This is a genomic window from Methanobrevibacter sp. TMH8 (assembly GCF_020148105.1).
Lineage (GTDB): Archaea > Methanobacteriota > Methanobacteria > Methanobacteriales > Methanobacteriaceae > Methanobinarius.
Window position 1 is genome coordinate 41,956 of the sequence record NZ_JAHLZE010000038.1, and the last position, 13,647, is coordinate 55,602.

Below are 13,647 nucleotides of genomic sequence, written 5' to 3' on the forward strand. Positions count from 1 at the left end.
TTTTTAAATTTTCATTATTAATTAAATCTAGATTTATTTAATAAATAGCAATACAACTATATTTTAACATACTTAAAGCATTGAAACATTATACAATTAAGTATATTATATACATACAATACTTTTCATTATATTAAAGAGTATACTCATAGCAATATTGCTAGATAAATATGAAACTTTAAAACTTTTTAAGGTTTAGCTATGATTAATTAGATATAGAATACACTAAATAAACAGCATATTATCTAAATAAATAGCAAACAAGCTAATTTGACAGCAATCAAGCTAACAAATAGCAAATTAAAAGCTTAATTTACAAATTATAGTTCAATACTATAATCAAATTTATTAATATGGCTAAATTTCTTGAATATCCCTTGAAAACTTAATTTCAAATGAAATCAGCTAGTTAGTAACATATTAATGATAGACAGAGTGGAAATAACTGCCTCTTCGGTTCTGACAGTCTCAGTTCCTTGGGAAGGGACGGTATTAACCTTAATTAGATCCCAGGAAAATCCATCTAATTCCTCTGAAATTGAGGAATAAGGACCACCAAAGACAATAGCAAGTTTATCTACAGAGTCTAATTTTTCTTCAAATTCATTAAAAATAGAATTTATTGTATCAGCATATCTTGTTGTTTCAACAACAAAATCTGGTTTAACTAATTTTAAGCTATTTTTAAGACTTTTATGAGTGGATAATATCTCATATCCCCAATAAACATCATCAGGTTCATCGGGTGTGACTATTACCTCTTTTGCGACTTTAGTGACTTTAAAACTAAAGATTTTATTGACACTTAGTTGCTCTTTGCAAAAAGCTAGGTTATCTCTACCTTCCATTCCAATGTCAACAAAAGTACCTTTCTTAGTTCTTTTGACTGTAAAACCCTGTCTAAATTCACCGACTTTTACATCAGAATCAGTTGGATGATGTGGAGTTCTAAGTGGTGGAAGGATTCCAACATGCTTTAACTCAGATTTGATTGGATACGCTTTTTTTCGAAGATATTGAGGAGTATTCATATATCCCAATACATCAGCCATAAAATCAGCATCCGCAGCAAATTTATCATCTTTGTAAGAAAGATCTTTGTATATAACAACTTGATTCACATTAAATACAGCTAACGCACGACCTATAACTCCAGTTTTATATGTCTTGAGTTTTAAATCGCTTGTTTCACTTAAAAATGAATCTGGAATAAATACAGAAACCTGTTTTTTATGCATTTATAGATATTTATCATCATCTATATATAAAGATTACCATCACAGTGATAGTTACCACTAAGTAAATCTATAAGTTAATATTATATCAATTATAATATCTGTAGCTAATTTTTCATTAGAATATTATATTTATTTACATTAATTATTTCCATTAAATATTATCACAATACATAAATGTCCTGTGATATTCACTAATAAGAATCAATGATTAAATATATTAGTATATATCTATATTTAGTAAAAATAACAATAATACAATAAATAATATCTAATAATAACCTTAATTATAGCTACAAATTTCTAAATTAAAGGTTATTTTTAATATATTTCAATATATTTAATTGAATATATATTATTAAATTATTGTTAAAAAGGTATTTAAGCTTTACTAATATCTGTTTTATAAAAAGAGAAAATTATTGTAATAATATATTATTCATAATGAAAAAAATGAAAAATAAAATTTTAACATAATAATTATTCAATAAAAAAAAATGAAAAAGCTAAAAAAACATTAATATTAAAAAACTAATAAATTTCAAAAATAAAATTAAATAGCTTATTTAACCACTCTAAAAACAACAACATCTATATCACGAGTTTCCATTGTGTGAAACTCGTAAGTATTAAGTAAAGGAAACTTATAATACATTTTATGAGTTATTTCACCACCAAGGCCTCCATAAAACTTTTTAACAAAGTCTTCAGTTTCAGCCATGTGGAAAGAATAAGTAACATTAGCTGATTTAACAGCTATTTCCATAAATATTCTATCAGCTCCTTTTTTAGATCTTGACTGAGCACCGAATGGAGGATTAGTAATAACTGTGTCAAAATTTAAATTTGAATCAATAAAATTTGAATCAATATCATAAATATCTTTAACACAAAAATTAGCATTAGATATTTCCATTTCATCCACTGTTTTTTTAGCTATTTTTATAGAATATGGATCAATATCAATTCCAGTAGCTGAATTTGCTCCAAGTAAAAGAGAAGAAATAGCAAAAACTCCGGTACCGCATCCCAAATCAAGTATATTTTTGTTAGCTATATCTCCAAGAGAATTAGCATTCCAAAGAAGATCAGCAGCTATTGGAGCTGAAGTGGGATACTGTTCTAAATCAATCTGAGGAGATTCAAACTTAGGAATATCTTCAATAGCTATTTCAAGATGCCTTTTTTTTGTTATATTCATAGTGTTTCCTTTTATTATTTCTAATACATATTATAAACCTAATTATATCAATTATAAAAATATCAATTATATAAATATCAATTTTAATTGTTATATGATAAATATTAATTGTTATATGAATTAATTAAATTTATACATAATATACATAAATTATATAATTTACTTTATTTACTTTTCTTAATTTTACTTTTTAATAAAATTCTCTTTAAAAAATTATTTATAATATATATCACTATTATAATATAGATAATTATAGTAAAATTATAGTAAAAATATAAAAATTATATTATAGACAATGTTAATTAAATCTCTTTGTAAAATAGTAAAAAATAAAAAATTATATAATCATATATGAGTTTTAATAAAAATGAAATGAAAATGAATGTATATAAATTATATAATGTATGTAATGTATTTAATGTATATAAAAAATCTATATGAATTATAAAATAGATATATATGGCTTAATTGAATCTATATGAATATTATTAAAAATAATTATAAAAATAATTGAATAATAAACATAATTGAATAAACATTAATATTATAAAAAAATACTAGAGGTCCTAAATGTTTGATAAAATACTGATTGCTAATAGAGGAGAAATAGCTATAAGAATAATGAGAGCTTGTCGTGAATTAGATGTTAAAAGTGTTGCAATCTATTCTGATGCTGATAAAACTTCCCTTTATACTAATTATGCTGATGAAAGGTATGCATTAGGTAATCCTTCTCCTTCAAAGAGCTATCTTAATATTGATAAGATAATGGACATAGCTATCGAATCTGGAGCAGAAGCTATTCACCCAGGATATGGATTTTTAGCTGAAAACTCAGAACTTGGAAGAAGATGTGAAAAAAATGGAATTGCACTTATTGGACCAAGTGGAAAAGTTATTGAATCTATGGGAGACAAAATTACCTCTAAAAAGCTCATGAAAAAAGCAGGAGTTCCTATAATTGAAGGAACAGATAGTGGAGTAACTGATATTGATGAAGCTATAAAAATTGCAGATTCTATTGGTTATCCTGTTATTGTTAAAGCTTCAGCTGGTGGAGGAGGAATAGGAATGCGTACTGTTTATGAAGAAGATGAATTAGTACGAGCTATTGAATCCACACAATCTGTAGCTTCTACAAACTTTGGAGATTCAACAGTATTTATAGAAAAATACATTGAAAAACCAAGACATATTGAATTTCAGATTTTAGCTGATGATCATGGAAATACTATTCATGTAGCTGATCGAGAATGTTCTATTCAGCGTCGACACCAAAAATTAATTGAAGAAGCTCCTTCACCAATTATGACTGAAGAATTAAGAAAACAGATGGGTGAAAGTGCAATTAAAGCTGCGGAATATATTGACTACAGTAGTGCGGGAACAGTCGAATTCTTGTATAGTGGAGGAGAATATTATTTCTTAGAAATGAATACTCGTATTCAAGTAGAACATCCTATTACCGAAATTATAACCAATATAGATCTTGTTAAGGAACAGATAAAAATAGCTTCTGGTGAAGAACTTAGCTACTCACAAAAAGATGTGAAAGTAAATGGACATGCTATTGAATGTAGGATAAATGCAGAAAATCCTTTAGCTGATTTTGCACCAAATCCTGGTAAAATTACTGGATATCGATCTCCTGGAGGTCCTGGAGTTAGGCTTGATAGTGGTGTTTATATGAATTATACAATTCCAACATTTTACGATTCTATGATTTCTAAATTAATTGCTTGGGGAAGAAATAGGAATGAAGCTATAAATAGAATGAGAAGAGCATTGAGTGAATATATTATTATTGGAGTTAATACTACAATTCCATTCCATAAAGCTCTAATGAAAAATGAAAATTTCTTAAAAGGAGAACTTCATACTCATTTTGTTGATGATTATAGAAAAAGAATCGATGATGAAATGAGAATAATCAGAGAAGAAGACCTTGAAAGAATCAATCGTATGAGATCAACTTTCATGCCTGGTAAAAAAGTAGCTGCTATTTCAGCAGCTGTAGGTTCTTATCTTAATACAGCTAAAAAGCAAAAAATGAAAAAATCTAATAAATAGAAAATAAATATGGAAAGATTTATCGATAGTGATCTTATGAAAAAAAGTATGCAAGAACTTCTATCAAAAAATAGAGAGAAAATATCAGAAGAAGCTGCTGAAGGAATTTTTCAAATTGACGAAGAAAAAATTGCAGAATTTATAAAAGAAGTTGGGAATTATGAAATCGATTATATCCCAAGTGGAAAAATTAGAAAAAATTTAAATACAAAATATATTGGAAATGAAATTTACAGTTTTAAAGAAGTAGAATCTACCAATAGTGTAGCTAAATTTTTATCAAGATTTGGAGCTAAAGAAGGAACTATTATCCTATCTGAAATTCAAACTAAAGGAAAAGGGCGAAGAGGTAAAAAATGGGAGTCCCCAACTGGAGGAATCTGGCTTTCAATAATACTCAAACCAGATATTGAACCTTCAAAAGCACCAATTATAACATTAGCTACTGGTGTAGCTGTAGCCAAAACCCTTAGAGGAATGAATATAGATGCAAGAATAAAATGGCCTAATGATATACTTATTAATCATAAAAAGGTTTGTGGAATTCTTACAGAAGCGAATGCTAAATTTAGTACTGTCGATTATGTTATAGTTGGAGTAGGGATTGATACAAGAGTAGATACTAATATTTTAGCTGATGATCTTAGAGAAAAAACAACTTCTATAGATAATGAAACACCAGAAGAAATAGAAGAATATGAAATTATAGCTAACTTCCTCAATGAATTTGAAGACGTTTATGAATTATTCAAAGCCGGAGAATTCGATGAAATATTATATGACTGGAGAAGAATGTCACAAACAATTGGTAGCTATGTTGAAATAAAACAACCTCTAGGAAAAGTCTTAAGAGGAACTGCAGTTGGAATAAATAACCAAGGAGCATTAATCCTCGAACTCGAAAACGGAGATCTCAAGAAAATCATATCTGGTGAGTGTATAATCAGAGAAGGTTAAATATATTCAATAAATTGAGTATTTCTTATTTTTTATTAATTTTTTTATTATTAATTTTATTTATTAGTTTTATTTACTAATTTTTTATTTTTATTTATTTTATTGAAAATAATATTAAAATATATTAAATTACAATTAAAGCTTTAAAAAAGATTTAAAATAACTATATTTAAAAATTAAGAAATAAAATATAAAAATTAAAAATAAGATATTAAATTTACTAATATATAGTTCTTTGGATAAAACCCCTTTACTAAATACAATTTTCACATCATCTCATAGCTATTATCCACTAAATAGTAAATAATAAATTAAAAAATTTTTTTCTAATATATAAATAAATTTCATATGAATAATTAAATTATATGAAATGAATTAAATCAGTCAAAAGTGAATATAGTATCTTTAGCTAATTTTTCATCATTTATAACACTCAATAAACTTTCAAAAGAGTTTTTTATTTTATTAAAAATAATATCAACATCAATTCTTTCAGCATCAACGGCAGCTAAATCAAATCTAACTGTAGCTGAAGCACCTGGCATAGAAACTGCAGGAATAGTTACAATTCCTTCTTCTTTCAAAAGTAACATAGCCCAAATAAAACAAAGATCTTTATTTGAAAATTTATCCAATATTTTTCCATAATCATGAGTATTATCTTTTTTGAAATGATTGATTATTTCATTTTTAAGATTATCTTCAGAAACCATTACTCCCGTAGGAGTTTTTTCAAACATTTTAAAGTCATTAGCTAATAATTCCATCAATTCATCTTTTTTGTTTAGGGACTTCTTCAAATCATTTTCATTATAGTTTTCAAGACCTTTAACCATTGCTAAGATAGATGGAGGTTGTGCTTCTAATCCAAATTGATGAGCTTTAGTTTTGATTTGATTGATTAAATCTTTTTTCCCTGCCATCAATCCTCCACGTGGACCATTCATTAATTTATCCGTACTTGTAACTACTAAATCAGCCCCTAATTCTATAGCTTTTTTTTGAGAAAAAATAGCTGTTCTTAGTCTAGCACCTGATGCATCATCCACTAAAACAGAGATATTTTTTTCATTAGCTAGATCAATCACTGTTTTAAAAGATTTTTCATCTAAAATTTTATGATCCATGGTAGAACCAGTAATAATAACTAAAGATACATTATCTGGAAAAATTGATATGAATTTATCAATATCATCAAATTCTAAATAGTTAGCACCTACAAGAGCACAACTTCTAGGAATAGATGGATGTGCTGGAAACTCAGGTAAAAAGTGAACTACAAAACTATCTTTTTCAACAATAGAAAGAATAGTAGCTAATATCCCAGAACTAGTCCTGTTAACTGCAAATATCTTTTCCCCACCAAGATGATTTTTACCAAGAACTTGAAGTTTCTCTTCAAAAATAGCTGGACCAATATAAGTCTCCAAAAGATCTAATTCTTCTTGTGTAGCTAAAAATCCACCAGATAAACCAGTTAAATCATATAAACAATCTCTTCCCTTTTTTTCTATAATAGATTTAATAACTTTAAGAGATATCTCTCTTTTTTCCATTTCATCTAATGAATTTTTAATAAGCATAATATCACAGTAAACAATTTTAAAACAAACATAAAAATAATTTAGAACAAATAATCACAAACAAACCAGAACAAACAAACCTAACAAACCATCACAAAGAATCTACAATAAACAAACCTAACAAACAATCACAAACAATCCAGAACAAACAAACCTAACAAACAATCATAAAGAATCCAAATAAATATACATAAACCTAATTAAGACTAACCAATAGCAATAATAGCAGCATATCAATAAATAATTGAAAAAAGAACAGCTAAAAACCAATAAGATTAATAAATAGCATATTATAATAAATAATAATAAAAAATAATGAAATTATTTTAAATATTATTTATTCTAAAATATCACCTTCAGTAGAAAGAATGATACAGCTATCAGAAGAATTCTTTAAAGCTATTGAAAATCCAGAATCAATACCAACAACAATGGTTTCTTTACCATTTTCTTTAGCTTTATTTATAATAGGTAAAAAATCTGTATCCCTAGTCATTAAAGCTATAGTATCAATATTTGGATTATAAATTAGTTCCATGGCTTCAACTGCCATATGCACATCAGTATCCCCAGCTACAACAAGAGGGGAGAATCCTTGATTTACAACAGCTTCGATAAGTTTGTCAGAAGCATATTGATTAAAAAGGACTTTAGCTATCCTTAAATCCCCCTGTTCAGCTATTAAACTTCTTATCACCCTTAAATCTAAATCAAATTCTTTCCTAAGAATATTTGGACCATCGACCAACAATCCAATATCATTTAGTTCAGCATTGGTTTTTTTAAGAGGGATATATCCATTTAATGAACTCAATTTCTCAAATTTTCTCATAAATATCAACAGATATTAATGTTAAACATATCCTTTATTTGTTATTATTATGTTTTAAGTATTATATATTATTTTTTATTTTTATGAATAATTAATTAATTTACAAATAATCATAAAATCAAACCAAAATAATCAAATAACAATAAAAATATCAAAACATTACAAAATAATATTAGAAATTAGAAACTAAAAATAGGTAAAATAGATAAATAAGTACATAATTAATAATTAAATAGTAACAACTACATAACTAAATAATTAAATAAATAAACAGCAAAAAATAATGAAAAATAAGTAGAAAATAAGATAAATAAAATAAATAAAGATTAAAAAAGTTAAAATAGATATCTAAATCAATATCCAATAACTAATTTATTCAAGTTTGAAATTTGCTGTAAAAATTTCAGTTAAAACATTTAAGTCTTTATCGGAAATTTGTAAAGAAGTAAAATCTTCTTCTCCCTCATTATAAGAATATTCAGCATCGATAATTTTACCTTCAGCTGTTGTGTAAAATATAATACTATCTCCTTGTTGTTCTGGGTTTTTTGTAGGTAAAAATATCTCTACAGATGCCCCTAACTGATCAAAAAACTTTTCTTTTTCAGTTTCATCTTTGGCAACTTTTTTAAATTTTCGGATTCTTGATTTCAATTTCTTTTCTGCAGCTTCTGCAATATTTGCCATTATATCACCATTGTTATAATTTATATTATTTTTCCTATTGGATATTCTATACTCATTTACAAATTACATTATAAAAAATTTATGAGTTTTATTTTTAAATATATCAATTATATATTAATTGATTTTATAAAAATTATTTATAAAAATTATCAATCATATATAATTCATTCTTTAAAAAAATATCAATTATATAAAAGTGCTATTATATAATTTTATTTTAGTATATAAATGTTTATAGAAATTTGTTATAAAAAGCTTTTAATACTATGAAATATTTTTATTATAATCTTAATTTTAAAAAAAAAATCTAATAATTTAGAAGATTATAGAAAAAAATATTAAAATGATTAATAATGAAAAATAGCTCAAAATCATACAAAGAAAATTTAATAAAAATACTAAAAATAATAATATAAATGGAAAAAATTACTTAAATATAAAAATAATGAAATAAAAGGATTAATAATAAAAATAAAGAAAAAATTAGCTATTTAATTTATTTAACTTGAAAAAACTTTCAATAACATTCATATCTACGTCGTTTCCAGCATTAGCAATAATAACTACTTTATTATTAATCTCAAAATAAGCCAAAGTCATTTCACCAATATTATTCCCATCAAAGTATTGATTATAATGGAGAATTGTTATATTATCACTTAAATTACTTCCAGAAATCACTATTTCAGTGCTATTAAGATTGTCAAGTGATAATTCAGAATTAACTAAGGCAAGAGCTTCTTCTATATTAGAATTATTAATTATAATTACATTAAATGATCCATTATTTGCAAAAAAGCGAGTAAAATTATTATAATCTAAATTTACAGAATTATTAAGTTTATACATATTATTTACTTCATTAGAAATATTAGTGCCATTAGTATCATTAACCAAACTTTGATTGTTTATAATGTTATTATTGAGAATAATTGGAATAGTAGAAATGCCTGAAATATTAGAAATATTTGAATTATTTAAATTATTTAAATTGTTTGAATTAGTTGAATTATTTGAATTGTTTGAATTAGTTGAGATATTTAAAATATCTGAAATGTTTGAAATATTTGTAAAATTACTATATTCTGTTTTTACATAAAATTTTAATCCATTAATAGTAATTTCAGAGTATCCCTGATTTGAAGATGTTTTATTAGGAACTGATTTAACAGTAGTATTATTTGAAATACTATTATTAGAAGATTCATTTGTTGGAGATATCTGATTAACAATCGGATCAAATGTACTCGGAGCAACAAAATATAGAGAAGATAATCCTACTATAATTAAAATAAATACTACTAATAATCCAAGAATAATTGACCCAGACCCACTCTTAATATGATAATTATTATCATCTTCATTTTTCTTAGAAATTGTTTCACCTCAATTATCTATTCATAAATAACCAATAGATATAATAAAACGTCAATAAAGCATTATCTTGTAACTGTAAAATACGGACTAAATTAATATGAAATATTATACTATTATAATTAAATTATAATTAATTAATATTTTGTAATAACTAGTATTAATAAACTTGTAAATAATTTAGTAAAACTACTAAATAAATTATAAAAAATGGAAAATAATATTCAAATTATTAAATAAAATCAGAAAAAGGAAAATGAAAAAATAAAAACTAAATGAAAAAAATACTAAAAATAACAATAAAACAAAAAAATAAAATGAAAAAATGAAAAAATAAAATAAAATAAAAAATAAAAATCTATATTATAAAAATGAATAATGAAAAATCATAGATTTAAGAATCTACAATATCACACTTACCAGATGGTAAAACTCTGACTACGTCATCTAAAGTGATTAAATCGTCTTCATTTATTTTATGAAGAATTTTCTTAGCTATTGCTTCTTTTTTAATATAACCTGGTTTTATTATAACATAATTATCAGTATGAGCCTTTATAGCATCAACAGGACCTGCCATTATTCTTTTTCCTTCATAATCAACAATTCCAATAGCTATTTTCAAATTTACTCCACGAATATGATTCCTATTTCCTCGAATAATAAAGGACCCTTTAGCTACAAATTCTCCAGACTGAGGGGTTTTAGAAACTTGATCTGGATTGACCCAATATACATCTTGAGTTCCGTAATTTTTCGGCCAAGCACTTGAAAAAGAAGCTGCAAAAATAGCTGATTCTTTAAGAGTGTTATCAGTTACTTCATTACCTTCGGTCTTAATCACAACTGAAGGTGCCCCATGTATATCAGAGTGAAGATATATGTCATTATTATCTAAATATTTTTTAACCACAGCTTCATTAGTACCAGCATCACGACCACCAATGACTAAAAAATTATCTGAAGATATGAACCATCTTAACTTTTCATACCATTTAAGATCCTTTTTCACTCTTTTTTGCGGAACCATAACATTTTCCAAAGCTATATCTCTTTTGTCTTCCATCTTCTTTAGTTGTTTTTTTGTGTTGTTAATTGCTATTAAAGCACCATCAATTTTTCTCTTAGCTTTTTTAGCTTTTTCATAAAAAACTTCGGCATTTTCAGGAATAGGTAACTTTGAGTCAATAGCTATTTTTATATTATCAATGTCTAAAACAAGATTACCTAACTTGTCCATTGATTCAACAATTTGAGCCCCTGGCATTCCAGATTTTTTAGCTTCTTTAAGGGTTTTAGCTATTTCTTTCCAAGAATAATCTTTAGACCTAGCATTCTCAATAACTTTTAAAAGATTTTCAATCTGAGAATAGTTAGCATAAATAAGATCTCCTTTTTCTTTAGATTTTATTATGGTTTCTTCAAAGCCAGCTAATGTTTCTTCCTGGATTTTAAGTCTTTTTGAATATTTTCCGACTTTTTTATCCCAGATTCCTTTTTGAACCCCTTTTATTTCATTCTTAATTCTTTTTGAAAAGAATTCATCTGCAGCTTCATTATAAGTATCAAAATATTTTTTCTGATATTTTTTTTCATCCATATAAAGTTCTAATTCTAAGGGTAAAACATCTTCTTCAATATCAAAAAGGTTAGAACCATTAGAAATATTAGAGTCATCAGAAGTATTAGAAATATTAGAGTCATCAGAAGTATTAGAAATATTAAAAGCATTAGCAGTATCAGAAGTATTAGATTTATCAGACTCATTAGAAATATTAGAAATATTAGAAGAATCAGACCCATTACTTTTACTATAAACAATATTAGGAGCATAATTATGGTCTTTTAAAGGTGCAAATATTTCCATGATTATTTCATATACCTTAGATATTTCTTCATCAGAAAGATCAGTTGCAAGCTTTTTTTTATCGATTCCAGATCTTAAAATAATTTCTTCAGAATATATTCCTCCAAGACCACTCCTAGCTAAAGTTCTTATTAAATCAGAATCAGAATTTTCAAATAATTCAGTTATATCAGATTTATTTAGATCTAATGGATTTATTCCTCTTTTAGGAGGAAATTTATACTCTTTTTTAGAACTTATATCTCTATCACTCCATTGTTTTCTCTTAAGAGGAATGATAATATTATTTTCATCATCAAGAAGAATTATATTTCCTTTTGAAAATAATTCAATTATAAGAGTGTAGGTTTTTTCTTTTTTCATCTTTATTTCAACAACACGATCAAAGTGATGTTGTTTAATAGAAACAACATTAGCTCCTTTTAAATGTTTTCTAAGAACCATTGGAAATGATGGAGGCATTTTAGGATTATCAAGAGGATATTGAGTAGTATGAATTCTCACACCTGCTTGGAAAATAACATCAATTCTTCCAGTTCCTTTTACATGAAACCTCATGATAACTGTGTCATTAGTCGGTTGAAATGATTTATCTACTCTCGCACCTTCAAGAAGACTATTTAATTCATAACATATAGCATTTATATCCACATTTGACATTGTTTTCATTGATAAAACCTTTAATAACTTTTAAATAGTATTTTAACAAATTTTTTTAAATTCATTAATTTTCAACTTATTAATATTTCATAAAACTTTAAAATATTTTAAAATATATTATAATATCTTAAAATATCTTATAAATCATATTAAATAGAAGTTTTAAATAAATTATATCTATAAAATATCTTAAAATATATTATAATATCTTAAAATATCTTATAACTCATATTAAATAGAAGTTTTAAATAAATTATATCTATAAAATATCTTAAAATATATTATAATATATATTATAAATTTATATTAAATAAAAATTTTAAATAAATTATATCTTAACTATCTTTGTAATATATTAAAAATATATTAGAATATATTTTAATATTTAATATAAATCTACTAAAATAAATTTTAATAAAGTATTTATTATTATAGATCTAAATAATTTTAAGTACTAATAAAATATAATACAAGATTTGTTTCATAATAGACATTGAAACTAAAGATTATCAAAATTAATAGTATAATTTATTAATAGTGTTATCTAATAATATTATAATCTAATAATTATAATCTAATAATAATATTTTTTAATAAATAATATTTAATAAATTTATAAACTTAAAAATTTAATAATTTAATAAAATAGTATTTATTATATACCTATTGTACTTAATATTATATTAAAATTCTAATTAATTTATATTTTTCTATTTATTGGAGGAAATTTGATGGAAATTGATAATAGTGTTAAAATCACTTCAGTACATATTGTAGCTGCTATAATTACTGGTTACATAACTTCTTTAATGAGTTTAGGAATGCTTCCAGGAATTGGTAATAATGAACTTTTAGCTGGAGTATTTGGAGTAATCATACTTTATGCTATAGGTCGTCTATGTGATAGTCTCTTTGGCAAACAAGAAGGATTCACAAAATGGTTATGGGATGGAATACTTCCATTTATATTTGCATGGTTTGTAGTTTGGACTCTTTTAATAAATTATGCACCTGTAATGTATTAAATCTAAAAAATTATTCTTTTTATATTTATTTTTCTTTATTTTTATCTCAATTTTTATTTTTATCTTTATTTTTATTCTTTTTCTTTATTTTTATTATTTATAATTTTTTTATTCTTTAATTCATTATTTCTTTTTCATATATCTTTATTAATCTTA

Annotated in this window: 11 protein-coding genes; 4 read left to right on the forward strand and 7 right to left on the reverse strand. The window is 24.5% G+C overall.

Going from position 1 to position 13,647, the window contains the following annotated elements; translation table 11 throughout:
- Nucleotides 1–401 precede the first annotated feature (401 nt).
- Together KQY27_RS08630 and KQY27_RS08635 are read right to left on the reverse strand one after the other, a co-directional pair.
- Nucleotides 402–1,238: a putative RNA uridine N3 methyltransferase gene (locus tag KQY27_RS08630; protein ID WP_224426179.1), complete on the reverse strand. Its 837-nt coding sequence runs from the start codon at nucleotides 1,236–1,238 to the stop codon at nucleotides 402–404.
- Between the two features lie 559 nt (nucleotides 1,239–1,797).
- Nucleotides 1,798–2,436, reverse strand: a complete 639-nt coding sequence (locus tag KQY27_RS08635; protein WP_224426180.1) for an METTL5 family protein — start codon at nucleotides 2,434–2,436, stop codon at nucleotides 1,798–1,800.
- A 570-nt stretch (nucleotides 2,437–3,006) separates the two neighbouring features.
- On the opposite strand from KQY27_RS08635, the gene KQY27_RS08640 reads away from it, so the two are divergent.
- On the forward strand, nucleotides 3,007–4,506 hold the full coding sequence (locus tag KQY27_RS08640; RefSeq protein ID WP_224426181.1) for an acetyl-CoA carboxylase biotin carboxylase subunit: 1,500 nt from the start codon (nucleotides 3,007–3,009) through the stop codon (nucleotides 4,504–4,506).
- A 36-nt stretch (nucleotides 4,507–4,542) separates the two neighbouring features.
- Entirely contained in the window at nucleotides 4,543–5,463 is a 921-nt protein-coding gene (locus KQY27_RS08645; protein WP_224426182.1) for a biotin--[acetyl-CoA-carboxylase] ligase, read from the forward strand.
- Between the two features lie 380 nt (nucleotides 5,464–5,843).
- On the opposite strand, the gene KQY27_RS08650 is transcribed toward KQY27_RS08645, so the two are convergent.
- The 4 genes from KQY27_RS08650 to KQY27_RS08665 all read right to left on the reverse strand — a co-directional run bounded on the left by KQY27_RS08650 (nucleotide 5,844) and on the right by KQY27_RS08665 (nucleotide 9,462).
- A complete protein-coding gene (locus tag KQY27_RS08650) occupies nucleotides 5,844–7,046 on the reverse strand; it encodes a TIGR03576 family pyridoxal phosphate-dependent enzyme (RefSeq protein WP_224426183.1) in 1,203 nt (400 codons plus the stop codon).
- Between the two features lie 337 nt (nucleotides 7,047–7,383).
- Entirely contained in the window at nucleotides 7,384–7,878 is a 495-nt protein-coding gene (locus tag KQY27_RS08655; protein ID WP_224426184.1) for a TIGR00288 family NYN domain-containing protein, read from the reverse strand.
- A 372-nt stretch (nucleotides 7,879–8,250) separates the two neighbouring features.
- Nucleotides 8,251–8,565: a hypothetical protein gene (locus KQY27_RS08660; RefSeq protein WP_224426185.1), complete on the reverse strand. Its 315-nt coding sequence runs from the start codon at nucleotides 8,563–8,565 to the stop codon at nucleotides 8,251–8,253.
- Between the two features lie 483 nt (nucleotides 8,566–9,048).
- Entirely contained in the window at nucleotides 9,049–9,462 is a 414-nt protein-coding gene (locus tag KQY27_RS08665) for a hypothetical protein (protein ID WP_224426186.1), read from the reverse strand.
- A 16-nt stretch (nucleotides 9,463–9,478) separates the two neighbouring features.
- On the opposite strand from KQY27_RS08665, the gene KQY27_RS08670 reads away from it, so the two are divergent.
- Complete coding sequence (locus tag KQY27_RS08670) at nucleotides 9,479–9,664, forward strand: hypothetical protein (RefSeq protein WP_224426187.1); 186 nt, start codon at nucleotides 9,479–9,481, stop codon at nucleotides 9,662–9,664.
- Nucleotides 9,665–10,333: 669 nt separating this feature from the next.
- Here the strand turns inward: KQY27_RS08670 and rqcH are convergent.
- The gene (rqcH, locus tag KQY27_RS08675; RefSeq protein ID WP_224426188.1) at nucleotides 10,334–12,475 is read right to left on the reverse strand and encodes a ribosome rescue protein RqcH; all 2,142 of its coding nucleotides are present in this window, start codon (nucleotides 12,473–12,475) and stop codon (nucleotides 10,334–10,336) included.
- A 722-nt stretch (nucleotides 12,476–13,197) separates the two neighbouring features.
- Between rqcH and KQY27_RS08680 the strand changes: the two genes are divergently transcribed.
- Nucleotides 13,198–13,491, forward strand: coding sequence for a DUF5379 domain-containing protein (locus KQY27_RS08680; RefSeq protein WP_224426189.1), 294 nt, complete (start codon nucleotides 13,198–13,200; stop codon nucleotides 13,489–13,491).
- Nucleotides 13,492–13,647 lie beyond the last annotated feature (156 nt).